This window comes from Fibrella forsythiae, assembly GCF_017353175.1.
GTDB classification, from domain to species: domain Bacteria; phylum Bacteroidota; class Bacteroidia; order Cytophagales; family Spirosomataceae; genus Fibrella; species Fibrella forsythiae.
Genome location: NZ_JAFMYW010000001.1, coordinates 1,380,428 through 1,406,316, shown reverse-complemented (window position 1 = coordinate 1,406,316; position 25,889 = coordinate 1,380,428). Strand labels below are relative to the sequence as shown.

11 protein-coding genes are annotated in these 25,889 nt (G+C 52.1%); 2 read left to right on the top strand and 9 right to left on the bottom strand.

The window, feature by feature from the left end; translation table 11 throughout:
- Nucleotides 1-1,133: 1,133 nt before the first annotated feature.
- The 5 genes from J2I46_RS06210 to J2I46_RS06190 form a co-directional block, all read right to left on the bottom strand.
- Nucleotides 1,134-1,577: a membrane lipoprotein lipid attachment site-containing protein gene (locus J2I46_RS06210; protein ID WP_207328081.1), complete on the bottom strand. Its 444-nt coding sequence runs from the start codon at nucleotides 1,575-1,577 to the stop codon at nucleotides 1,134-1,136.
- A gap of 956 nt (nucleotides 1,578-2,533) precedes the next feature.
- Nucleotides 2,534-4,018 carry a capsule assembly Wzi family protein gene (locus tag J2I46_RS06205; RefSeq protein WP_207328080.1) on the bottom strand — a complete coding sequence of 495 codons (1,485 nt, stop codon included), beginning with the start codon at nucleotides 4,016-4,018 and terminating at the stop codon, nucleotides 2,534-2,536.
- A gap of 254 nt (nucleotides 4,019-4,272) precedes the next feature.
- Nucleotides 4,273-4,590, bottom strand: a complete 318-nt coding sequence (locus tag J2I46_RS06200) for a hypothetical protein (RefSeq protein WP_207328079.1) — start codon at nucleotides 4,588-4,590, stop codon at nucleotides 4,273-4,275.
- Nucleotides 4,591-5,479: 889 nt separating this feature from the next.
- Complete coding sequence (locus tag J2I46_RS06195; protein WP_207328078.1) at nucleotides 5,480-5,779, bottom strand: response regulator; 300 nt, start codon at nucleotides 5,777-5,779, stop codon at nucleotides 5,480-5,482.
- Between the two features lie 157 nt (nucleotides 5,780-5,936).
- Nucleotides 5,937-6,170, bottom strand: coding sequence for a hypothetical protein (locus tag J2I46_RS06190; protein WP_207328077.1), 234 nt, complete (start codon nucleotides 6,168-6,170; stop codon nucleotides 5,937-5,939).
- Between the two features lie 1,631 nt (nucleotides 6,171-7,801).
- Between J2I46_RS06190 and J2I46_RS06185 the strand changes: the two genes are divergently transcribed.
- A complete protein-coding gene (locus J2I46_RS06185) occupies nucleotides 7,802-8,095 on the top strand; it encodes a transposase (RefSeq protein WP_229379634.1) in 294 nt (97 codons plus the stop codon).
- Between the two features lie 115 nt (nucleotides 8,096-8,210).
- Here J2I46_RS06185 and J2I46_RS06180 read toward each other — a convergent pair whose 3' ends face one another.
- On the bottom strand, nucleotides 8,211-9,932 hold the full coding sequence (locus J2I46_RS06180) for a putative Ig domain-containing protein (protein WP_207328075.1): 1,722 nt from the start codon (nucleotides 9,930-9,932) through the stop codon (nucleotides 8,211-8,213).
- A gap of 34 nt (nucleotides 9,933-9,966) precedes the next feature.
- Nucleotides 9,967-12,945: a GEVED domain-containing protein gene (locus tag J2I46_RS06175; RefSeq protein ID WP_207328074.1), complete on the bottom strand. Its 2,979-nt coding sequence runs from the start codon at nucleotides 12,943-12,945 to the stop codon at nucleotides 9,967-9,969.
- 197 nt (nucleotides 12,946-13,142) lie between these two features.
- Between J2I46_RS06175 and J2I46_RS06170 the strand changes: the two genes are divergently transcribed.
- Nucleotides 13,143-13,373 (top strand): hypothetical protein, encoded by a 231-nt coding sequence (locus tag J2I46_RS06170; protein ID WP_207328073.1) that lies wholly within the window; start codon nucleotides 13,143-13,145, stop codon nucleotides 13,371-13,373.
- Between the two features lie 64 nt (nucleotides 13,374-13,437).
- On the opposite strand, the gene J2I46_RS06165 is transcribed toward J2I46_RS06170, so the two are convergent.
- Both J2I46_RS06165 and J2I46_RS06160 read right to left on the bottom strand, forming a co-directional pair.
- Complete coding sequence (locus J2I46_RS06165; protein ID WP_207328072.1) at nucleotides 13,438-20,952, bottom strand: SdrD B-like domain-containing protein; 7,515 nt, start codon at nucleotides 20,950-20,952, stop codon at nucleotides 13,438-13,440.
- Between the two features lie 532 nt (nucleotides 20,953-21,484).
- Entirely contained in the window at nucleotides 21,485-25,381 is a 3,897-nt protein-coding gene (locus J2I46_RS06160; protein WP_207328071.1) for a DUF11 domain-containing protein, read from the bottom strand.
- Nucleotides 25,382-25,889 lie beyond the last annotated feature (508 nt).

The following is a 25,889-nucleotide window of genomic DNA, read 5'->3' as shown; positions in this document are numbered from 1 at the left end:
ATAGAGCGGCTTGGTTTTGGCAATTACGTTATGCTTAACCGCATTCTCCAGCAGCAGTTGCAGGGTTCAGCATCCATATTTTGTCGTCAAATGGTGGGAAATTTAATTTCTCACGAGTGGAATTGAATTGATTTCCAGACGTCGAGTGAATTTCATCTTTTAGGCGTTTTTCCTCAACCAAAGAGCAACCCAATAAACTTAATATGAGGTAGCTTAAAAGTAGAAAGCAAAAAACTCTCATATTATATAGAGATAGTAATTGACGTTCATTATCAGGTCGTTATCCTGTCGACCGTGACGTAAAACGCCCGCTTGCATGAACGGGTCACTCAATGTCTGCAAAGGCTGATTGTACACCACAAGATAGAGCAAACCCAGGTACGTTACACCTTTTCAACTTTGCCTTTGTTGGGATGCCACTTTGACCTATCCGTGTGATACCTGTCACAGGTAAGTGGACCCCGCAGAGCTGACCAACAACCTACAAATCCAAGCAAGCCGAGAGAGGCCGAAACCTATCAGACTAGGCTGGCCAACGTAACTACTCAGGTACGTTCCTATGTCGCACGAACACATTCTCTACATTCTGTTCACAGGTAGTTGGCCTGTCGCCAAGTACATGGCAAACCAACAAAAAGCGTTCTGTCTACCAAACTTTGACCTCTCGCCAGGTACGTGGCAAACCGCAGCCTACTGTTACCCTGGGATGCACCCACGCCACTGCTAAAGCATCTGCGAGTTGAGCAGGCAAAGCATCACTGCTGTTAGAGCGACTGTTATAACGACAACTTTTTAAATGACGGCCTCTTGTCCACGGCTATAAATGGAGAGCAGAAAAACAGGTACAGCAACATAATAATATCGACTATGATTACAGGCTGAATGAACTTAAAGAAGTTAAGTACTTTTTGCATAACTCTAGAAGTATAAACCTACATAGATCCGCCATCAAACGCCGCAAATAGCTGATGACCAGTATCTTACTGAACACGCACACCTAGCTAACAGCTTTGCACTCTTTGTCATGTTGGGTGTCACTTCGCACACCTGGCAGCTTCCTGTCAGCGGTAACACACCAACGCTGAGCTAATAAACAACGTACGCCACCCAATGAAAGCTGTTGTTTTATAGGTTCAACGGTAACAGTAAGTCGTGACCCTGCCCGATACGCGTACTGACCCCGCCGTAAAGGTGGTTGTCCGGGTGATGGTGACGCTGTTTGTTTTAAATTCACCAGAACCCATATACTGAGTGTCATAGTTTACCCCATTGACCGCAAGCGGTTCAGTCAGGACAGGCACATCAAACGTCGCGCCAGTAACAATGGCTTTGTAGGAACGTTTTATTTTTGCATCAGGGAAATCCTCGGTAAACGTATAAATTCCGTCAGCACTTTTGACGACCATCAAGGTACCTTTTTGGGTACTCCTCCCACTCACTGGGGTATTATCGAAGTTAAAATTACTCGACAATTGTAACGCATATTGCCCCTCATAGCCTGGCGTAAGGGGAGTAGTTCGCTGTTGACAGGCTGCTAAAACAGCAGCGAGAGATAGGAAAAGCAGGAAACGTTTCAAATATATCCAGTATTGATGTTTAAAGACTACGTGAAAAATTAGGTAGGTTCTCGTGTCGACCGACACGTAGAATATTTGAAAAGCCACTCACTGTCAGTTATTTACCCTGTCACAGGTACGTTGCAAACCAGTAGAAACGCGCTGTCGAACGGACATTGACCTGTTGACCGGAACGCAAAACATCAACAAAAGAACCGCACCGGCGGACCGGTTCATTATCAACTAGTTACCCTGAACTCCCCGGTACGTGAAACGCCCACTTGCATGAACGGGCCACATAACATAGTAAAGGACGCAAGAGTACTAAACTACAAGTATTTGATAATCAGTAGTGTATAGTTTATTTTTGCTAATCAAGCGTTCACTTTACCTACAAGCTACGTAACGGCTGTGACATCGGCAAATAGACTTTGTTTCAATCGCTCATCTTGCTCGCCTCTTTTGAGCAACCGCCTAACTTGGGTGGCCTGGAAAGTACTGTCCCGGGCGGTGCGACAGCCAGCCCGGTTGAGCTCATCGCGATTTGCACCAAGTTCTTGCCTACGGATCGTAAAGCCAGCGCCATTTGATAAAGCACGGTGGTTGTTCTCGTTGGCCCGGGCCTGAGCTACGTTGGCGACAGCTCCTCCCGCCCGTTTTTCTTGCCCGATTTAACTTCGGCAAACTCGGCCAGGATGGGTACTCGCGCAAAGATGGCTACGGCCGACTGCTGGGCGGCGCGGCCAGGACCGAGTCGCCCCGTTGTTTGGTGGAGCCCCAGTAGTATACCACGTACCGGATCAGGTTAGTAGGGGCGCAGTCGGTGACAAAGTACCTGGGTTTATCGCAAAGGTAGGTGTTCCACGGCGGGTTTTACAGCCCTTGAATGACTGTTTAAGACCTGTAAAATAGAAGAAAAAGGACTGTTTTCAGCCCAATTTCGGTTGATCTAACGTTCGCCATACTACTCGCTTAATCTATAAACTCCCCGCCTGTACCAGGCCTAGCGAGAAACCAGTATTGGTCGTGTATAGCGCTCCTCGGTCCATGGCCATTGAGCCAGTCAATCGTAAGTTCTTAGTCAATCGCCAGCCAGCTGATACAATCATTGATTGCTGGTCAATTATAGGCGAGAATGACTCCTGATAGCTTCCGGCATTCTGGCTGTAGGAGGCTTTCACTAAAAAGGTCAGACCATCCATGAACTGACCAGATACGCCTACGTGGAAAACACGTACCCGATTGTTGTTAAAGAAGGTGTATTGAGGTAATTCTGGCCTTAGATCAGTCTGCGGCGCAATGAAGGGGGTCCCAATGGAGCGGCCCATGTAGGACCAACCATCACGGTACTGACCATGATTAAAATAGTTATCGCGGCCTCGTCGTCGATTGTCCTCATTGATAAATGCCTCCCCTCCCTGGCTAAACGTGTTCAGGTATTCCAGCGTCAGCTCACTAAGACGAAATCCCTGAGTTGTTGTTGATTGCGAATTTCTGAGACGTATCCCATTGAGGCCATCAGCAATGTTGGTCAAATAATAAAGTGAGCCGTCTTCGTAGATATTCTGCCGGTAGAGCAACATGGAGAGCTTCCCCATCTTTACCTCCAGGCCAAGATCGACCGTACCCAGATGATTTCCCACCCGGTTTCCCCGGTCAAAGTCACTGTAGCGAGTAGTGTCAAGATCTGTTTGTTCGTTTAAGCTAGCACCAGTAATGACCAACCCATAATCCCGCCAGGTGCTGGGAAACTGCTGGCCACGGATGAACGCATTGGGCAAGTGAGTAGTGTGGCCAGCCCATTGCACCTGATGATTAAAGCCGATGTAGCCCCGCACGCGGGAAAATGGCTTCCCAACCCGGATGTAGATGGATTTCTGGTGGAGTAGCGAGCCCTGTACAAAGCCATCGGCAAACCAACCCTGAGCAAACGAACCTTTAATTGATAAAAAACTTTTGGCGGGCCAGAACTCAGGGATAGCTAGTTGAAATTTGACCAGGGGTAGGGCATTCCCAGACCAGATGTAAGAGCCGCTGCTCAGCGGTGAGTCACTACCCAGACCGTATGTTTCCCGCCGCCGACCGGCCCAGACTTCAATTGCCCCCACCCTGGCTTTCAGATAAGCCTGTGAAGCCAGGAGTTGCTTGGTTGATCCGCCGTTGGCGACCGCCTCAAGTCCCCATCCCCAGTCCAGTTTATGCCCGCGCCTAAACAAACTGTCGGCCGCTGTGCTGGGAGTTGCCCGGTAATCAAGTTGCCACGCTGAGCGTAAACTAACAAGGGTTTGGCCGCGCGGCACAATACCGTTCTGGTTGGCACGCATCCAGAAGGGGATTTCGCCGTTGCTGGCCAGCAGGCTAAGAATTTCCTGTCGATAGCCTACGATTTTGGGAGCTTGTCCCCAGGCCGTTTCACTGGTCAGTAGGCTCAGTAAGCCCGGCAATAGGTAGCGGTATCTCATAGCGTCAATGGGTTTTAGGGGGAGGGGACAGGAAGGGCGGTATTCAGTCTGGGCTACGTAGAGGGTGCCCCGGACTGATTGAATAATCGCCTCTCCTCAAGGTGCTACCCTTCTAAATACAGAATGTGCTATGAGTGAATATATTTAGTAGTAATAACTAAATATATCGTCGTTAATTACGCATGAATTGCCCGCCGTTTTGAGCGGACAATTCATGCTTTCCAGTTTAGCGTGTGAATGGTGAATGACTGATACTAATTAACGCCTGCTGCCGTTTTTGTCTTCTCTTTGGCAACAACTTTAAGGGCTTTTGCGTCACTTTTTATAGCTTTCTTAACCGCTTTTTTCTCTTTTCGATCAGCTTTAGCAAGCCTGGTTTTTTTATCAGAAATGCCAGCTACTTCAAGACCCTTTCCGGTGGCAGCTTCCTGGCGATACTCCTGAGCTTTATCCAGCTTCTTTTCAGCTTTCATTTCTTTTTTTACCTCTTTTGCTTTTTGGACGGCCTGGGCAAATCCTATCTGTGAAGCCAGTAGAAGGGCAAGGGAAGCAGCAAAAATTGACTTTTTCATGTTATTTGAGTGATAAAGGTTAACGCCATGCTTCATGCAAACACGACTTGACAAATAACGGAAGAATTTATGTGAATGTTGTTCACCCGAAATTGGTCTATTTTTTAAAAAATATATTCTCTACAACTTCTATATACTAAATAAAAACTGCCTAAACAGGCTGTAGAGAGTGATTTATGTTCATTTTTATCAAGTTAATCGGTTGTTATGAAACAGTAATAAATTTGAGCCAACGGTCTGTTTTTTTGCTACATAGAGATTTTAATGTGGATGAAAAATTCTAGTTTGTCAACTAAATAAGCTAAGTATAGCTAATTATTAAGCAAATCAAATTGACTTTAACTTGTAATTGCGCGTATGAATGTTACAGATAGGACATAAATTTACCTACCTATAATTAGGACGTCATATTCTGAAAAAGGCAAATTGTAAAAAAATAGTTACATAGCAATAGTCAATGCAACTATATGTCTGGTACCAGTACAATTTTGTCACTGTTAACGCATTGTCAATGTAAACTGTAAGATCAGTAATGACATAGTTATTTCAAGCTATTACTGCTTAATCGTTTGACAGGCCAAGCCAGGTAGCTACTTGTCTAGTTCATAGATTTTGAACATTAATTAATGCGGCTTTATTTGTGAAAAACTTACCAACAATTAAAGACGCACGGCGTTTATCTATAGCGCAGTAAGCACATACATTATGTGAGTAGTTCAACAAAGCCCCAGTCTGTAAAAGCTGGGGTTTTTTTATTGGCTGATTACCTACCCGAAAAGCTACTACCCAGGCAAGGGCTTCCAGCCAGACTTGCCTTATTTGAGATAGACAAGCAGCCTTATCCTCCGCTGCTGTTTCGGTCCGGTAAGTCTCCGGGGGCAGCGTGTTCCTACTGGGGCAGAGGCCAGCGGGCAACGCCAAACCAAAATCCCTCGATTTTCTCAAACAGCTCTTCCCAGTCTGGCAACGTAGCTGGTCTGGGTAGCAAACAATTAGCTCCAGCCTGATATGCCTGGTCTGCCTGCTGGCTTTCACACAGAATAATCAGCAGTAAGTTTGGGTAGCGTTTCTTGAGAGCAGCCACCAAACCACCACCACTCAGGATCAAGTCGCTACCCAGAAACATGAACTGAGGAAATTCCCCGGGTTTGCTACTGCACTGGTTTACGTAAAGCAGTGCAGTAGCCAAGGAGCACTTAAAGGTGGATCTTGCCCCGGGGATTTTTGCCCGCAGGCAGTAGTCGATTAGGTACAGCTGGGCCAGATCGCCCTCAACCACCAATACGGGTACGTTGCTTGGACTTACTGGCCCTATGACGGAGTGGTCTGGGCCAGCGAAGATTTCCTCATAAATCCCGGAGTAAGTGGTTACGATCACGCAGAAAACTAAGCGCGCTGCTCAGCCAGCCAGCCAGCATCAACGCTTTGCTCCATAAAAGGGGGGCACCAAGTTCATCGCTGGTCAGCGCGAGCCAATCCTGAAGGCAGCTCAGTCCCAGGCTATAGCCCACTAATGCCGTGGCCAGGCTCCCCCCGAGTAGACTCAGCCAAAGAATTTTGTGTAGTCGACGGTAGATCATGATCAAAAAGTTTAGCATGTAGATGACTCTCGCTAACCCTGCTCAGGGCCTGAAGAGAAGATCGACTAAGTTGGAACTGGGTCGTTTTGGTAGATTTACCCCCGACTGAGCGTATGCCACGAATAATCACTTAGCATCGTGAACGAGCATGGGGGATGCCTAACTCTTAAGGTGGGTTTACGAGCAGCAGCCAAGTAGGTAGCCTATGCCTGCTGAGTTAGAGGCCAATAGGGCACCAAAAGAATAGGGATTGTTTGCTCGTGGGTCTACTTCACGCCCAGGCACGGCCGCTCGAGCCGTTTTTCAAAACGGCTTAAGTAAGGCATTGATCAACAGCGGCCAGTGAGCCTAGCGGTTCATATCTGCCAGACTGCGTGCAACAGGCGTCGTCGCCGGGGGGTAACAAAGGCGGGAGCATGGAGGGGGGCAAGCCAGGAATGAACATATGGCTGCCCGAAAGAAAAGAATAAAACGAGATTGGTCTCGGTTGGTAGGGTAGCCACAGCGTCTGTTGCAGCGTGAGCCGCTACAGATGGACCGCGAACAATTTTACTGTGAAGGTAGGTATCGAAATGATCACCGAAGCTGTCACCGGTGTCACCTGGATCCACTTCAAAGGCAGCCAGGGTGTAAAACAGGCCGATCAATGCCAGCAGCAGCAGCCGGGCGGCAGACAAGCGATTCCCGACCGGACTTGTCAGGCATACGTCTGTTGGCTGCCCAGGGGCAGTAGCGGTAAAACGGGAAGATTGTGGCCAGTTGCGGGCAACTGACAGGTCGGATACGCTGCGTTTCAGCTAATGCGTGCCGGGGATAAGGGAACAATAGGATCCTTTCATAGTCACTCAAGAGTAAGAACAAACAAAGGGGCAGGGGTACCGCCAAAGAGCGTTGGTTGTCTTTTTAAGCAGCAACATTGACCCTGCTACGCCTAACGATTGATTGCCCAGCCAGTAAACCGCTGGATATATGTAATCCTTGCAAATTGATTACCATAACCCTCTAGATTAACTCTAAATTGGGAAAACGCTGCTTTTTGGGCAAGCTGAGCCCTGTGCATCTGTTAAAATACAGCAGAGCATGACTGCTCTTTCGATAAGAGATGTAGAAAAAGCGCCACAGATGTGGGCAATAGGCGCTACACATAGCTGGGGCTGCACAGTCCAGGGGTGACAGATGGAGGTCAACGAGACCCCCTTATTTGGCATGTATCACTGCTATTAAGCCACATCGCAAACTGGTTTGAGCGCGCAGGAAAGCCTGCTAGCCCTATCAGGTGACCAATCCATGAGCTCAACTCTGGCCAGCGGCAATAGGTTTTGCGGTTACTTCACCTGGAGAGCAGTAAATGATAGCTTTGCCAGCCGTTCGTAGTACGCTACTCGATTGTCTCCTCTGGATCCTGAGTAGTATTGAGTCTAAGAGGGTGTTTATGAATTGAGAAAGATTGAGAGTCGTGTCAGCTTTGAGAACTGTTTGGTCGCCAAACGACAGAGTAACGACCAAACAGTTCTCAAAGCTGACCGACCCTCAATGGGCCCAATCGACCGGCGTTCCAGTTCGCCTTTTTTAACCCTAGAAGCAAGCGAAAACATGATTTGCGACAATTAACAAACACCATTTTATGGATCATGCGGACTGGCTGTCAATGGTGTAATCTGCACCAGGAGTGGCCCAACTGGCAAGCTGTCTATTATTATTTCGATCGTTGGAAGCAGTATGGCACCTTCAAACGCATCAACGAAACCTTGAATCAACTGGCTCGAAAGAAGGCTGGACGAGAAGCCTATTCTTTAGCACTATGTGCTGATGATCAGAGTGTTAAACTACATACTATGATTTGCCAATGCCGGGGTACAGATGCAAACAAACGAGTCGATGGACGCAAGCGAGAGTTCGTCGTTGACACGCAAGGGCGGTTATAGACCGGTTGCGGTTCATGCAGCCAATCAAGCCGAAGGACCGGCCTCGATCTCGCTAATCGGCCACATACGTTTACGGAGGATCACTGATTAGTTAAGCGTAAACTTGACAAATTGCTTATCGGATGCGCTCGGCCGAGATTTCCAGACACTCGCTCGGTGGGCAATTACACGGCAGGGGTGCTGTGTAGGGTATCGTAAAGGTGCCGCAGCCGCCCAGGATAACCACCACCGTATGGGTGCCGCTGCCGGTCAGCAAACCGGTAAATGAATAGGCTACCGATGTGGTCGATGCGGTTATTGGTACGGTAGTCGATTGAGTGCCGTCGGTAATGGTCAGTTGGCCTGTCGTGGCGTTTGAGAGATTTACCGTGCCAGTCAGACTATACACATTACCGGTACATATACCCGGAACTGCTGTGGCCGACAGTGAGCAAACAGGCGGGGCAGTAACCGCAATGCTGAACGAGGCAACGGCTGTGCAGGCTTTGACGTCGGTTACCCGAACGGCAAAGGTGCTGGTCGATGCCGTAGTTGGGTTGCCCGAAAGATTACCTGTGGTCGGATTAAGCGAGAGGCCGGCAGGCAACGTACCTGACAAAACGGTGTAACTGAATGGTGCCGTGCCACCACTGGCCGAGATCGCCTGACTGTAAGCTGTACCGATCAGGCCGCCTGCCAGAGGGGCTGTAGTCAGGCTGAGTGAGCAGACGGTACAGGAAGCGGGCGCCGTGTAGGTTGTGCTGCCGGGACTATAACCTGGTCCACTTACCGTGACCGTATGTACACCCGTACCAGACGGTAGATTCGCGAGGGTGAACGAAGTTGAAGATTGGCCAGCCGTTACTGAAACAATAGCTGTGCTCACCCCGTCGGTGACCGTCAATGAACTGGCTACGGCGTTGGTCAGGCTGATCGTTCCCGTTATTGTATAGGCGTTTGTTACACTTGTACACGTACCAGCACTTGCCGTAATCCCAAGCAGTGGGGTAGGAGGGGCATCGATTGTAATGGATAAAGGCGTCGTTACTGAACACGCCTGGCCGTCAGTAACAAGCAACGTAAAGGACGCTTTAGAGGCCGTAGTTGGGGTTCCTGAGATCACTCCAGTGCTGGTGCCGAGTGTAAGGCCTGAAGGTAGTGAACCTGCGGTAACCGAGTACGTAAGAGGCGAAGCCGTCGAGGTAGCTGTAATGGGCTGGCTGTATGCAGTCCCCACTTGACCCGACAGTAGGGTCGAAATTGTCAGGCTGAGCGAGCAGACAGGCGCACAACGCAACACGCCAGACTGATTCACACCCGCGTATTGGCCAGCATTGATCTGAAGAACACCATTGTTTGCCGGCACAGCATTGAAGCTGGTAAAGTCGGGATTGAATGCCAGTGTTGGATTCCCGTCGGGATTTTGTACGCTGAAAGTAATGATGCCGATACTCACCCAGTCGGCATTGGTGATCATCGGACAACTGACAGACGAACTATTCAGCGTCATCGTCAGATTGAACAGACCGGGGTTCGAGCCGTCGAAACTGTGGACATCCCACAACGCCTGGCCACCGCAAAGCGTAGCCTCATTGAAATTCTGCGACTGATAACTGACAAGCGACAATGAACTTGGGTCGTAGGTCAGAAAGACAGACGAGGTGCCGATCGAAAACGAATTGGCGTCACTGGCCCGGATCTGCATCGTTGCCTTATACGTACCGTCTGCACAATTCAGCAAGGTCGTCAGCCGCAGATCGGCCGTTTGAGCGGTTACTGTATGCGTTGCCAGAGCAACCAGGCAAAAGATGAATCCACTCAGGATTATACGGCTTAGAGAAGGTAGGAAAGTAGTCATCATAGCAAATTTGAGGAGGCCTGGATCTGGTCATCTACAAGCCAGGGGTCCCTATTTTAGACCGGTTAAGCATCCAGCGATTGTAGTCTTTGTTATTGATCACACCATTGCCATCGCCGTCGGCAGATAAGTATTTATTAATGGTAGAGGCGTTGATCTTCCACTTGTTGAAATCGAGTGAGTTAATAATGTCGTTTGCGTCGTAATCGCCGGAATACATGGCCAGCTTACCGCCAACCGGAGCCATCTGGTTGGTGCCGCGCACGGTTGATACACTGGCTGTAAAGTCCATCAATTGGTTGTCTGAGATGGTGTTACTCGACTGCACGGCCAGATGGCTCCGGTGATGAAGCGACACGTAGACCGGTCCGGTCAGCGATGGAAACAATACACCCTCCGACCCGTCGAGACTCAGGATGATACCGTCATTTCTGACAAAAACGGCCTTCTTTGCCAGAATACTACCCGTTGCATTCCGGGCCATCACCAGGATCCAGTCGGTTACGTTGGCGGGTATGGTTGTGACGGCTTCGGTGCCCGAATACGACCAGGGAGTTCCGGAATAAGGTTGCTGTTTAGGGAGTAAATTGTTGCTGGCCAGTAGCGTGTGCATCAGGCCGGTGGTTGCGCTGGTGAAGCCTTCGAGCAGCACTTTGCCTTGAAACAGAAGGGTTCTGGAGCAATCGACCATTTGAACGCTGGCCGTTGCTGACCCTGAACAGCCAGCGTCGCTGGTGACTGTGACCGTATACACGCCAGTGGCTGTGGCCACCAGGCTGGCCGAACTGACACCCGTATCCCAGCGAACGATGCTCCCGCCACTGGCCGTGAGGGTAACCGACTGCCCGGTACAGGCAGAAGCACTTTGCGGACTGATACTAGCTGTGGGTACAGGATTCACCGTGGCCGTGGCGATCCTGCTCTGCAACGTACCCGGACAACCGTCCGCATCGGTAACCGATAGCAAACTATAACTGGTTGTCTGGCTGGGGAAAACCGAAATGCTTGCTCCGTCAACGTACCCGGAAACCGTACTCACCGATGCACCATTGCTTATTTGTAGGGAATAGGGGGGGGCGTTGCCCGTTAGTACAACACTCAACGACAACGTCTGGGCACCGCAACTGGTTGTTGAGCCAACCAGCGAAGCCGTAACGGCAGTTGGCTGACTTACGGTTATTGTCAGGCTTTGTTTACAGGAGGCAGTTGCGTCAGTTACAGTGGCCGTGTAGCTACCGGCCGCCAGCCCGGCAAAGGTGCCGGTAGGCTGTAGCTGGTTGTTAAGCGTAAAGGAAAAGGGACTGGTGCCGCCTGCAACGCTGAGACTCACAACACCATCCTGCCCTCCGGCGCAATGAACGGCTGTAGCCGTGGCTGATAGCGTAAAACAGGTCGGTACATCGGAGCGAAGGGTATAATCTTCAGTTTCGCCATAATTGTAGGTAGTACACGAACTGCGTACCAGACCGTCAGGCGAGTACTGCGAGCGCAGGCGTAAGCGAGCCTTTCCGAGCGTAAAAGACGCAGGTATGGTAATGACGTTCTGAACCCTGGGGTTCATAAACTGGCTGGTGGTTGACTGATAGAGAATTTCCGGATCGGTCAGCAGGCCATCCTGATTACTGTCCAGCCAGATCGTGAGGTGCTGGGTGATGTAGCTGCCCGAAAGCCCCGTAATGGCACTGGCTGTAAACGAATAGGCGCGGCCCGGCAGCACGCCGAGTTCCGTAGCCGAATAGTCGGAATAGCCCGCCGGGCCTGCGCCAGTTGCGATTGACCGGAGGGTCGTCTGGCTGCCTGCCAGAATGAAGTCTGAAATCTTGGGGACAAAATTTGCAATTGGCCAGGCGTAGGCTGGGATGCAGTAAAACAACCCAACGTCGATGCGCTGAACGGCGCTATATTGGGTTGATGCGTTCGATGCTTTTACCCGGTAATAATAGGTTGTGTTCGAGACGACAGTGCCATCGGTAAACGAGAATGAACCGGGGGGCGTGCTGCCAATGGCCGTGAACGAGCCGGTTGGGCTGGTAGCTCGTTCGATCAGAAAACCGGACGCATCGGTACCCGTATAGGTAAATTGAATGCGCACGCCGGTTTGTATAAAACTGATCGTCAGATTAGTCGGAGCGAGTGGGTTGTCAGCGCAATGAAGTGTGTACTCGTTGCCAGGATCGAGCCGGATGCTTACCCCATCCATAATGCGTGCGTACTGACCCGGCGTGAAGCTGTTCGAGGGGCTGCTACAGCCCGAATAATACGACATCAGGTTGTTGAGGGCCGGGCTGTAACGGTCTCCGTTGGCGTCTGTCACCGTGCCGGTATACTGGCAGCCCGCTACCGTAGCTCCAGACAGACCATAAGGGTCGGCGGGCGTATCGCAAACAAGATCACCGGTTTCGGAACAGTTAGGTACCAGTAACCGGCTCTGCTGAGGATCGCCCGGCCGAATAACCAGTTCCCGATCAGTCACCTGACTGCTGATGCTATTCTGAAAGGTATGATACAGGTTGAAATAATGGCCAAGTTCATGCAGTAACGTGTTACCCGTCACTTGGCTTGCCTGTACGAACAGCCGGTTCGTGATAGACAGCGATCCTGGATAATATGAATAGCCCGTTGCCTGAACTCCACCGTAATTGATCGTATTGAGCAGGTAAACGTTGACGGCGTTGGATACATCGTTGCCGTCGGCCAGGGCGTCTTCTTCGCTGGTGTCGTAATCGAAGAGGGCCGTATTATCAATGTAATGCGGGGTGGACCCGCACATGTAGAACGCAACGCCTGCCGGCTGATATACCTGATTCAGTAAGACAAGAGACTGGTTCAAGCTGCTGATACTGAGTCCACCAGTTCCATCGCTGCGCCGGACAACGTGAAACCGAATTGGAATGTACTGAAGTGTATTTGCCAGCCGAGTTGACTGGGTGCGTGATTGTAGGGCAAGTAGTTTCGATTGCCAGGCCAATTGAGCGTTGGAAATAGCGGGAGTAGCACAATCATCTTGCGCCATACAACCACTGGTAATAACTAGTTGGATAGTAATCAGCAGAGCTATGAAATACTTAGCTGCGATCATGGTTAGTGAGCTGTAACTAAAAACTGATCTTTGCAAACAACATTTACTGATAAATGCTGATAATCAAGTATTATGCCAGGCAGATGTTTATTTTCATCATGTGAATAATGTTCTGGGTCTGCGTACTTCGTATGTTAAAAATTGAGTATTTATCTACAAGTAATAAACAAGGTTTTCTGAGGTCTATTGAACTGGTTGCTATACTATGGTCAGTTGACGCTGACGGGGGAAAAATGACCGGCACGATGGCGTGCATCTGGCCGGAAAATCCCTTTTTGCTGCTGGAAGAGGCCCCTTCATCAATGCTTGAGGAAGCGATATCCAGGCGAAAAACAGCAGGCCTCACTCAGGTACGTACCTGAGTGAGGCCTGCTGTTACACGGGCATTCGTCGCTAAAAAAAAGATGACACTGAACTCGTTTTTTTTTAGCGTAATCGCTTCACGACAATTGGCACGCACTTCGCTTGGCAGGCCGGATTTATCAGGGCTGCATCAACGGTCAATACATCACCCTTCAGTGGGTCGCCGGGGATGATCTCGATAATCGGAGAACGACCGGTATTCGGATCGACGTCGCTGTCCAGCGTATCGCCTACGCCCGGCAGCTTATAATCGGGCGAGAGGGTGCACTCAGTCGGGATGGTCGTTTTGTCGAACTCGACAACGTACCTGCCGGCTGGCAAATTCGGGAAGAGGTAGTTGCCGGTTCCGTTGGTAACGGTTGTTGATACCAGCGAGGTTGATACGACTGTTGCCCCCACCGGACTTGTTACAGCAAACAGCCGCACCATTACGTTGGGCACGCCCAGGTCAGTACCGGTATCATACCGGCCGTTCTGAACTACGTCTTTCCAGACCAGATCGCCAATGCTGCCCAGCGTTGAGCAATCAACAGAACTGATCAGAACCTGTTGCACAATGATCGACCCGCACAGGGTTACATCCGCAGGCTGGAGGTCAAGCTTCACATAGATCGTATCGCCTTCGTTAAACCGGGCAGGATCGAATTGGGTGATATAGACCCGCTGCTTCGTGTTCTTATCCACATAGAAGAACTTTGCCGTACCGGGTTGGTCTGCTATAGCAGTCAGGGAAACCGGTGCATCCGTGCGGCACATCGTCTGGCTTATGATCGTGGTCAGGTAATCCGGATATCGACTGCAGCTATTCCCGATCGTTAACACATCTGTTCCGTTGGTTACCGTCAGGGAGTAGTCTGCTCCATCCTCGAAGGTAAATCCGAGCTCATACTTGCCAGAGCCCACCGGGGTTTCGGTCAGCAACGTACCTGGCATAACCGGCCGTTTAACCAGCGTATCCAGAGAGAGCATATTGGTCTGCGCTACCACCGACCACGACTCGCCCGACGGTGCCGTAACGGCCACCAACTCAAATAATTCCCGTTTCTCGCCCAGATTCCATTCAACCTGGAAACACTGACAGGGATCGAGCAGCGCCACACTCGGTTTCACGAGCAGGGCCATATCGACGGTCGGGTTGTTGCGGGCGGTGCTGCTTGTTGGTTGGGTTACGTCGATGGTCACGATCTGCGACAGGCCCGTCAACGGATTAACGTCGGAGTCTTTCGCATCATCAGAACCCACGTTCTGTTTTGGCGAGATCGTGCAAGTGGCCGACAGGCTACCTGGCAGGATGAATTTTACCTGGTAGTTGCCCGAAGCCAGGTTGGTAAACCCGTACAGACCACTGCTGCTGGTAACCGTGGTTGCCATTGGGCTACTGCCAATTACACCGCCGATAACCTGATACAATTGAACCGTTACGCCAGCCGTGCCCGGTTCGCCCACATCCTGTACGCCATTATTGTTGATGTCTTTCCAGACATAATCCCCCAGACTGCCGAGCAATGGAATCAGGCCGGCATCGACGGTAAGGTTCTGTTCACCTGCCGTTAGCGAATACACGCCCGTTGAGCCCGTAGTACCCGTCAGCGAGTCAACATCGCTATCGGTAGCGTCGGTACCGGAGTTCGGCGTAGTGAACGTGGTGCCTGTCGGTGCTGTAAATTTGACAATGTAGCTGCCTGGGTTCAACTCCGTGAACAGGTACTTGCCTGCTCCATCGGTAACCGTCGTGCTGATGACGCTGTCCGAGGCAGCGTCGCACAGCACAGCCGTCACGCTGGTCACGCCCGACTCGCCCGGGTCCTGCTGGCCGTTACCATTGGTATCAAACCAGACGTAATCACCCAGGCTGGCCGGTAGCAGCACATAGCCCGCATCAATCGTCGGGTTATTTTCGCCTGCCGTCAGCGTCACCGGAGCGCTGATACCGTTAATCGGATTACTATCAATCGTTGTATCGGTGCTACTCAGTGGTGTGGTGGCGGTGTAGCCCGCTGGCGTCGTGAAGCTCACCGAGTAGGGAACGCCCGGTGTTAAGCCCGTGAAGCTGTAACAGCCAATACCCGTGCCACTGCTGGCCGTGGTCGTTACGGCCACCACCGTACCACTACTGATGAGCGTAACCGTTACCCCGGCAATCGGCGCATCACCGGCGTCATAAACCCCGTTTCTGTTCACATCAGCGAAGACCTTGTCGCCCAGGCTGGCGGGTGGCACCGTGCATACCACAAATGAAACACTAACTGTAGCCGTTGTGAAACAGGCCGGCGAGCTGCTTACCGTGACGCTGAAGGTTTGTAAGCCCGATACTGAAGCCGTTGCGGTGGCCGTTGCTGTATTGGCGCTGGTCAGGGTCACACCCGCCGGAGCACTCCAAGCGTAAGTATAGCTGCCAACCGGCGTTGCCGCTGCCGTTAATGTAACGGGTAAACCTGTGCAGACCATCTGGCTGCTGGCCTGGGCCGTGGCCGTCAGGCTACAAACAGCTTTGACGATACCGAAATCATACGTGTGATTGATTGCTCCCGGTCCACCCGTCGTGAGCTTGATACAGGGTTTGCCCGCATCGAGAATTGCGTCATTGTTGATGGTCGACGTACCTGAGTTCAGCGTACCGCTTTCGCCCGGTGTAAGTGGCGACACGTCGGCCAGGCTCAGGCCCGATACAACGGTACCCGTGCCTAAGCTGGTGATGACCAGCGCATAGGTCGTGTTGTATTGTAACAGTGAAGTTGATACCGATGAGGTAGACGTACCTGCCGCGACGGTTGCCGACGAGAAGTAATATTCCCCGGCAGCATTGGTGGTGGCACTGGCAATGACCGTGGTTTTGGCGGCATCGTATAGTTTCACCACAGCACCCGGAATAGCCGGTTCGCAGGGATCCTGAATGCCGTTCTGGTTATCATCGCGCCAAACGCGGTTACCGATCTGGATCGGCGCATCGGTACACAGCACAACCAGCCCACCCCAGTTGTTGGCTTTAGGGAAGTTCAATGTATAATACCCAGCAGAAGAATACGCATTATCACCCAGCAGGTGAATATCCTGCGACCGTTCGCCGGTAGTGCGGTTCAGCCAGGTAATTCCGGAGTTGCCTGCATGATAAACGTTGTCCATGGCAGGCAGAATAATCTCCGGACGGCCAGGAACATAATCCATCGTTCCCGATAGCATAGTGCCTTCGCGACCGACATATTTGAAGAATCGGCTCGTCAGCGAGGTATTGCCCCCGGCGTTGGTTGCTCCGTTTAAAGTCCAGTTTACGGTCGACACCTGATCACCTACTACTGCATTCGATTCCAATGCCCATGTGGGTGAGGCATCCGTACCCGTGTTGGCTACTCGCTGTAGCGTTCCGCCCGTCACATACCACGATTCGTTGATAAGATCGTGATAGCGATTACGGGTGCTTAGCAACATGCCATACTGCCCATTCGGTTGTTGGTCGAACTCAACTTCACCCAACCAGGGTTGCGTATGCTGACCATCGGCGCTGGTGTTCGTGTACGGAGCACTACCCGGCGTGTTGAATACATCCCAGGCATGAACCGTTTGCTCATACCAGGGATTCACGTTGGGGTTGGTAGCGGGAATAGACGTATTGAGCGGTACTGTTGTCTCCAGCCGGAAATCAGAGGCTGATGGTGAGGCAACGGAGGGATCGAACGAGTAAACTAATCCTTTGAGGTCAGCCAGCGTGGGCCCTGTACAGGTAAGTGTAGCGTAAACACGTTTCGTTGCCGGGTGTACGCCCAGACCTAACGCGGCTCTGTAGGGACGACCGTCTGACCAACTGCCCGTTGGGCAACCATCAGTTGGTAGTGGGAAGCGTTTGAGCTGAGCCGTAACGGGAGCGCCAGCAGCGTCTACCGGAATCACCAGCACCTCCAGCTTATTCAGGTTGACCACGTACAATTCGCTATCATCGCTGGCCATCCGCATGGACCCTAATCCAGTGTAGCCGATTTTAGCTGAGTTATTGCCAATGAGTCCACCTACATCCGCAGCCGGGAAAGTAGCATCGGTCACAAACGTACCTGATACGCCTGCACCCAATACCGTTTCCAGATCAAGCCAGACACCTGGCGTGGTAGCAGACCCATTGGCATACTTAATTTTATAGATAACCCCTTCTCCGAATCCGTTGGCAGCCGTTTTCATCGGGGCAAAAGCCCGGGCATAAGCCCCCGTAAAGGCCTGCTTGTGGGTTTTGTCCCAGGTAAGGCCAAAGGTGGTAGCCACATCGCCTACATTGGCAATTGTCGCTTTAGCCGCTAACGGTAATACTCCCGTTGGCGTTGCCCAGTCTTTGGTCGCATCGATGGCAGCTCTGGCTACAAAGTCTGTTCCGTCGGCATAACTGACTGTGATAATGGTGGGTTCAGCCACTCCGTCGGTGTTCCGGGCAAAGCAAACCACCGCAACCGGCGCATCGGCAGCGCAATAATTGGTAGGGTCACTCAATCCCAGACTTACTCCACAGCTCGGCGATTTGACAAACTGCACCGAGGTGCCACTATTGGCACCCCACGCTGACTGCTCAAACCGAGCCGGTACGTTGCTGAACTCGACTCGGTAGGTGACACCGTCGGTCAGGCCGCTGAAGAAATAATTGCCAATGAAGTCGGTAGTAGTTGTACCCGCCAGTGTGCTGTTGCCGTTGGCATCGCAGGCGTAGATGTTCACGGTTATTCCCGACAAACCCGGTTCGGCAGTAGTCTGGGTACCGCTGGCATCGAAGTCATTATAAATAGTACCGCCAACCTGGCCAGCACCCGCTATGCAGGATGTGCAGGCAACGCCCGTTACCGTAAACGTTGCCGGATCAGACACACAGCCATCAATGCTGGTCAGTGTGGCCGAATAAACCGCCGATGTTGTCGTGGCGCTGATGACCGGCGTGATTTGCCGGGTTGTTGCCCCCGTCGACCATCTGTACGACAGCCCTGGTGGTAATGTCAGCGTGGTTGAGGTTCCCTGACAAACCGTTGTCGCACCACCAATAACAGCGATTGGTTTGGGCGTTATGGTCAACACAAAGCCGTCAACGGGTTTGCAGGCGTCATCGGCCGATTCCAGCAGGGCGTAGACGTAATACGTCAGCGTGCCGGTGGTTGTGTTGGGCGGTACTACCGTTGTGAGCGAGACAGCTTTGGTCGCCACTACTGTTGTCGACGTAACCGTACCAAAATCGGTCCCCCCCGTATACATGGCCGTGCCCGACTGCGGGCTGGTGAAATACACGAACCGGATGGCATCTGGTGCCGTCGCGTTCGAATTTACCGTCAGGATAAGGGGCGTAGCAGCACACTGCGTGACCGTGGTTGCCGACGGAGCAGTAAAGGCAATGGCCTGAGTAGGCTTGATCGTCAGGCTGACAAATGCTGTTGTTGCACAGGTAGTCAGGAAATTATATGCTCTGAAAGCAAAATATTTTATGCCACCTGTAGCCGTCGGTAAGTTGGTACCTGTTGGCGTAAAGGTCAGGCTGGTAGCGCCCGAAATAGCCGTGAACGACGTACCTGTGGCATTAGTTAAAAACCATTGCTGGCTCGTTGCCGTACCGCTGACAACGCTGGCCGACAGGGGTAGCGTAAACGAACTGCCCTGGCAGATGGTCTGGGCAGCTGAAATAGCGATGGTAGGCGTATTGCAGGCTGGCGGAGTGCATGTTACAGCCGCGATGGTGAACGTCTGATCGGTAAAACACGTACCCGACCCGTTAAAGAAGCGAACCGTATAAGTGCCGCCTATATTCGGAATAGTTGATACGAGCGTGGTAGGGAAACCAACAATGGCCGACGCCGACGCATAGGTGGTTGTAGCGGTGTAAGTACTGCCTTCACTAATGGCAAAGCGGTCAGCATTGGCAATCTCGTTCAGAATGATCTGACCATCGTTGTTGGCCACGCCCAGGCTGCTGCAAGTAGGTGCCGACGTGTTGGCCGTAATGGAAGAGGGTACTGAGCAAACGGTGGTGGTTCCTACGGTGCCAATCTCAATATCGCCCAGTGCCAACCCTTTCGAGCCAAGAAGCGGGTTAGCGCCTACGCCCGGTGCACCGGCATAAGAAACCAGATCCTGATTGTCGATCAGCGAAGGCGGATTGATCCCGATTACCGACAAACCGTTGCTGTTGGCATTGACGGGATCTACGGTTACGCTTAGAAACTCGTTGGTGCCGCTCTGGTAGGCAATACCGCCCAGGGCCGCCTCGTCTTCCAGATTCGACATGATGTCGCCATACGTCTGGCTGATCGTGCTGCTCCAGCCAGCGCCCGACGGGAGCACCCGCACCACGTCGCCTGTTGCCCGTACCCGTTCGTCGGTGTTGGTCGTGCCGGGCTTTGAGTTGCCTTCCGACCCTGTTTGCAGGCCAAAGCGGTCCATGATCGAAATAAGCATCGAACCGTCGTCCAGAATCTCCATGCCCGCAATCAATGGCTGCGGATATAACTGGAAATAGCCATCACCTACGTTTGGAAAACCAGTAGCGTAGTTGTCGTACCAGGGCAACCATTCAGCTGTATTACTGCTACCTACACCCGGATAGCCCCGGGTATAATTAAGGTTAATGCTAACTACCTGCGTGAACGTACCAGTGATCTTGTCGAGCTTAAATACATAGCCAACCAGTTTAGCCCGGTTAGCTATGCTCTCCCGCGGTGTTGTTGAGGCTAAATTGATAGGGCCGACCGTGGTGGGCGTCGCCGGTGTTACGGCTTCGGCCGAGGCCACCACGCCGATGAAAACACTACCATCGGCGGCTACCTCCAGACCCCAGGGGCGTAATTGCCCGTCAACCGGCGTAACGCCGGTTGACGGGGTGGTGATCGGGTACACTTTGCCAACAGACGGGCTTGCCGGATCGCTGATATTGACCTCTATAAGTTGCCTGTCTGCTGCGTTGACAACCCAGAGCGTGTTCTTGGTTGGGCTGATGTCGATATCGCCCAGCGCAGTCTTGCCAGCCAGCGCAAAAGCCGGATTGTCGCTCCCCGGCGTGCTGAGCGTACCCAGACTGCCGTGGTCGGCTGCTGCGCCAGTGTTAATAGTAATAAAGGTGCCATTTGGTAACTGACCCGATGATCCGTCTAAATTGATCAATAAGGAAACCGATGGTGAACTGGCATTTGCGCTGATCCTATAAATAGCCCCTGAGCCATTAGGACCGTAACCGGAGTGTCGTTTAAGCGACGCTCCGGCATAAAAGCTATTGACGCGCGAGTCATAAGCTGCCCCCCAGGTGGCCCCAATCTGACCAAACGTGGCCAGGTGGTTGATGGCACTGGCACCCGACGAAAGGCTCGATCCGCCCTGCCCGGAGTTATAGTAAACGCCCACAAAGGCATCCTGAGTGCTGCCCGTAGATGGGCCATTCACGTAGCAGGGAATACCCACTACAGGTGTCGTCTGGGCTTCAGCTGATGTGATGCCGATAAAATAGGCGGACAGAATGCTGACCAGCGACACGAAAAGCCCCAAAACTAATCTGGGATATGCCTGCTGAAATAGGACTGGTTTAATAAAGCCTCTTCCCGAAAGACGAAGTGAACTGTAGAGATGGCGCATAATATACTTAGACGGAATATACTAGTTGGATAATTATCCAAAATGGTGCCATTCATATGTTTACGTATTTATGCTTAAACATTACTCATTTGATTATTGATATATATATTATTAACTTTATTGCAATTAAGTATACTTAAGATGACTAAAAATAGGTGAGGCCAGGTATCTTACGCCAATCTGTAGTATGAAATGGCGCGTTTACCCTCCGATTTAAGTTACTGAAACGCTCAGTTGTTGCTGATAATATTGAAATTATGCAATAATTGGTTGCAAAAAGTTTAATATTCTATGTATTCCTTTGACCCATAAGATTAATTGGCATGATTCATGTTAAATAACCGTACTCGTTTTTTGAATTTTAATAACTAATACTTACTAATTGATTGCCAGTCCCGTAGTGTGCTATTGAGCATATATGTCGATAAAGCCTGGTGCCGACAGGTACGTTATGGGTACCTATTAAATCAAACGCGGACGGTCAACCTGTACAGGTTGACCGTCCGCGTTTGATAGGGTTGAATGAGTATGTTTACCTTATTCGAGTCACTTTTATCGGTGTGCAAACCGAGGTTGGACAATTACATTGAGCGGGGGGAACTGTTGCCGTAGTATCGGCAAAACAGCCATCGGCCGTGTAGACCCGGATCGTATACACCTGACCAGGTGCCAATGCCGGATTAGGCTGATTTGCCAGTAGTACTCCACCCACCACGGAGGTTAGTAATTGGTTGGTGCTAAATATCGGGTTGGCCGCTGTGAAACTGTTGCCCGGCGTGATGTTATAGCTTGCCGCGTTTGTGCTGCTACCTATCAGTGTGATTTTAGCATCGCTCGCCGGAACGCCGTTGATGCAGTTCGCCGCTGTGGCAATAGCCGTCAGGCTGGGCGCTGGCGTTTCCTCAACAACGAATAGACAGCACGAGCCATCAGGGCAGCCACCTGCTGCCTGGCTGACGACGCTGTACTCGCCCAGGGCCGTCACTGAAAGCGTGTTGGATGATACACCCGCGATAGGTTGCCCATTTCTGCTCCACTGGTAAGGTGCATCACCGTGCGCAACGGTGATGTCGATCAGGAAGGGAGTAGCAGCGCAGACATGAAAAGGTACGGTGGTGCAGACGGAGGCCGTTGTGCCGTCTGGCGCTGTAACCTTGTTATAGGTAATTCCTTCCTCATTGAGCTGAACCATAAAGCGGAGTGTAGCTACTTGCCCGGCCACCAGCGAGGGAATACTCCAGTTACCTGAGCTACCCCCCGGCGTGAACGTACCTGTGGAGGCGGTTGCACTACCCACAAACGTAACAGCCGTGGTACTCAGCTGATCGCTTACTACCAGATTGGTCCCCGTGACGTTGCTCGTATTGGTTAGCGAGACCGTGTAAGTGACAATGCCGCTTCTCTCGACCCGTCTGAGGTCCACCGTTTTGGTGATGGCGTATGCCGCTGAACCTGCCGTGCAGGCAACTGGTGCGGTATAGGTTGTGGCCAGGCTTGAACAACCGGGCAACGAAACGGTGACTGTATGGGAGGTGCCATCCGACATCAGCCCGTTGAAGACGGCCGGGGCGATGACTGAACCCGTTGTGGCCGCCACCGCAAAGGTCACGCTCCGTATGCCATCGCTCACCGTCAACGTACCCGCCGTGGGGTTGGTCAGGGCCACCGTTACGGTGTTGGAGAAGGTGTTGGTGGCTGTGGCACATTGACCAGTGCTGACCAGGGCACTCAGCGAGCAAACGGGTGCTACCGAACACGAAGCCGGTGCGGTATAGGCTGCTGAGGTGCTGCCGCAGCCAGGCAGAGTGACCACCACAGGGTGAATGGCACCATCCGAGAGCAGGCCGTTAAAGGTCGCTGTGAAGGTGTTCTGGCTGATGGCTGTGGTCGAGAAGACCAGTGTCCGCCCGCCGGTGGTCACCGACAGGCTGGCGCCCGCTGGTGGATTCTGTGCCGTAACGATAGCAGTAGCCGAGTAGGTGTTGGTGGCCGTAGCACACGTACCTACGCTAACCGACACCGACACCGAACAAACTGGCGCTACTGAACAGGAGGCTGGTGCCGTGTAGGTGGTCGAAGTTGTTGAACAGCCCGGTAACGTTGCCTGAACCGTGTGAACGCTACCGTCAGACACCAGACCAGCAAAACCAACGGTGAAAGTGGCACTGCTGCCGGCCGTAGTAATGAAGGTGGCACTCTGGGGACCATCCGTGATGGTCAGTGTACCGGCTGTTGGGTTGGTCAGTACTACCACCGCTGTTGACGAATACGCGTTGGTGGCGCTGGCGCAAAGACCCGCTGTTGCTGTGGCGCTCAGGCTGCAAATGGGGGCTACCGAACAGGAGGCTGGTGCCGAATAGAGGCTGGTTCGGGTAGCGCAGCCGGGCAGGGAGGCCGTCAGGGTACGCGAGGCGCCATCGGAGAGAATGCCCGCAAAGACGGCCGTGAAGGTGGCCGTTGTGACGGCCGTTGTGGCAAACGTCTGGCTGGCGGGGCCGTCGGTAATGGTGAGCACGCCCACCGTCGGGTTGGTCAGGGTGACCACGGCCGTGGTACTAAACGTGTTGGTGGCCGACTGACAGATGCCTGCCGTGACAACGGCATTCAGGGTACAGACTGGCGCTACCGAACACGAGGCTGGTGCGGTGAAGAGTGCCGTTGTTGAGCCACAACCTGGCAGGCTGATGGTCGCCGTGTGGCTGGTGCCATCTGATGTGAGCCCGGCGAAAACGGCCGTGAAGGAACTGGTGTTGGCGGCCAATACCTGCGTAATGGGCGCCGCGTTGGGCAGGCTGACGGTGATGGTGCCGGCCGGCGCGTTGGTCAGGGCAACAACTACGCTTGCCGAGTAGGTGTTGGTGGCGGTAGCGCAGAGCCCGGCCGAAGCAATAGCACTCATGGCACAGATCGGCGCTACCGAACAGGAGGCCGGTGCCGTGTATGTCCGGCTAACCGGTGTACAGGCGGTATCAGAGAAACTGGCCGTCACGGTGAAGGTTTGCCCATTGCTGATCAGCCCGCTGTAGCTGAGTGGTCCCGATGCATTACCAGCTGGAATGGCAATTGTGCGGTTGGCAAAAGCACCCGACGAGATCGTGATTGTGCCACTGGTCGGTACGTTCGTGGCAACCAGTGATCCTGACAGCACATAGGTGTTGGTAGCCATTTCGCAAATCCCCGGCGTTACCGTCAATGCCAACCCGCAAGGGGCTACCGTGCAGGAGGCTGGGGCCGAATAGATGGCCGTAGTGGTTCCACAAGAAGGCAGGCTAACAACTACGGTGTGTGAGCCTGTTCCGGACGTTAAGCCTGACAGCGAATAAGCGACCGAGGTAGCCGAGGCGGCCACGGCGATGGTTGTACTCGTTGTGCCGTCGGTAATGGTGGCGGTACCGGCGGTAGCAGCCGTCAGGCTAATTGTACCTGTTACCGTATACTGATTAGTGGCCGGCTCACACGTACCTGGCGTAGCCGTGACGAGCAATGTGCAGGGTACGGCAGTACAGGTTGTAAAGCCGATGCCATGCGGTGTAGAGATTAACCCATTCGTCAGTGTAGCAACAGACGTACCTGTAACAGGGTCCCAGACTGAGATCTTACTGCCATAAAATTCGGCCAGATACAGGTTATTGTCGGGCCCAAAATCAATACCCACAAAGGTGCTGCCGCCCGTAACGATGGTACGGGCGGGCGTTGCAGGAAAACTGGTAACAGGCAGGCTATATACTTCTACCGTCTGCGGGCTGTTGGTCGTCACGACGTAAAGTTCGTTGTTGAATACCTTTAAGCCACCGCCTGTTGCACTGGCCCCCATGGTGGTGACAACCCCCAGAAGGGTGCCTGTGCTACTGTATTTACGTACCTCACTGGGGCTATTACGCGTGCTTACATACCAATTGCCTGCAGCGTCCTGGGCTAAGCCGTTTGGCTGATAGGTAGTGAAACTAATGAACGTATCAATATAAGCCCCGGTAGTCGCGTTATACCTGGCAATTGACCCTGACCCAGCGCCGGTACCTTCGTTGGCTACATAGATGGCTCCATCGGCACCCATAACAATCTGTTCGGTAAGGCCTGAAAACGGACCTCCCGAAAAGCTGAACTGTAATGTTCCGGTAAAGGCATCAACCACATTAACTTCTTCATATCCAGATAAATACAAATTGCCATTTGGTTTTGGGTACTGCATCACGGAGTTGATCCTTTGCCCAATCCCTGTAGCCAGTTGCCTTTCGTAATTCCCCGTACTACCGTCGAAACGCTGAAGAGACGCATCTGACCAGTTACTAACCACTACCGCAAAGTCTGAGCATGGTGCTTGAGCTTGTACTGAAAACGACAGGACACAGAGGTCCACCACCAGAAAAAACGCCCAAACAGCTTGCTGCCTGGATAGGCGTGAACGTAGAATAGCGTATAATTCTTTCATTTTATTAGATTGTAAAAAGGGAGTAGTGGATATAGACCGATACTGATAACAGGACGGTATGGCTGATTCGGGTGCCCTGTTCCTTGAGCTAATGGTGTATGGCCATGCGCTATCTGGCTGGTCTAGCTAATGAAATGGAAGCGTGATTAGTGGTGAGTTGCCTGTTGGGCAAACTGCCGTATATTCATGTGGTATTCCCAACACGATCGCCGTTTCCAGACACCACTCGGACCCTTGATAAGGCTTGGCCAAACAGCCGAAGTAGAAGGTGAATACCCGTGAATTGTACATGGGCTATGGTGGTCGGTGGTGTTTCGAAAAACAAGACTGAATGCCTGAATGGAGCGGAATGCGCTTATGCAGGAAAAAAGAGACATAGACCCACCATAGACTGTCTGTTTATAGGAAAAGCTAGATAAGTGGTAGGCGATCAAGCTACAGCGTGACATGCAAAAAATGTACCTACTTAAGTATATCGTACATGGACTTACTTATTTGTTAATAAATG

Bases quoted from the DNA above. Each gene is read 5' to 3' on its own strand.
- J2I46_RS06205 (WP_207328080.1), bottom strand. From the start codon at position 4,018: ATGAGATACCGCTACCTATTGCCGGGCTTACTGAGCCTACTGACCAGT.
- J2I46_RS06200 (WP_207328079.1), bottom strand. From the start codon at position 4,590: ATGAAAAAGTCAATTTTTGCTGCTTCCCTTGCCCTTCTACTGGCTTCA.
- J2I46_RS06190 (WP_207328077.1), bottom strand. From the start codon at position 6,170: ATGATCTACCGTCGACTACACAAAATTCTTTGGCTGAGTCTACTCGGG.
- J2I46_RS06185 (WP_229379634.1), top strand. From the start codon at position 7,802: ATGCGGACTGGCTGTCAATGGTGTAATCTGCACCAGGAGTGGCCCAAC.
- J2I46_RS06180 (WP_207328075.1), bottom strand. From the start codon at position 9,932: ATGACTACTTTCCTACCTTCTCTAAGCCGTATAATCCTGAGTGGATTC.
- J2I46_RS06175 (WP_207328074.1), bottom strand. From the start codon at position 12,945: ATGGCGCAAGATGATTGTGCTACTCCCGCTATTTCCAACGCTCAATTG.
- J2I46_RS06170 (WP_207328073.1), top strand. From the start codon at position 13,143: ATGTTAAAAATTGAGTATTTATCTACAAGTAATAAACAAGGTTTTCTG.
- J2I46_RS06165 (WP_207328072.1), bottom strand. From the start codon at position 20,952: ATGCGCCATCTCTACAGTTCACTTCGTCTTTCGGGAAGAGGCTTTATT.
- J2I46_RS06160 (WP_207328071.1), bottom strand. From the start codon at position 25,381: ATGAAAGAATTATACGCTATTCTACGTTCACGCCTATCCAGGCAGCAA.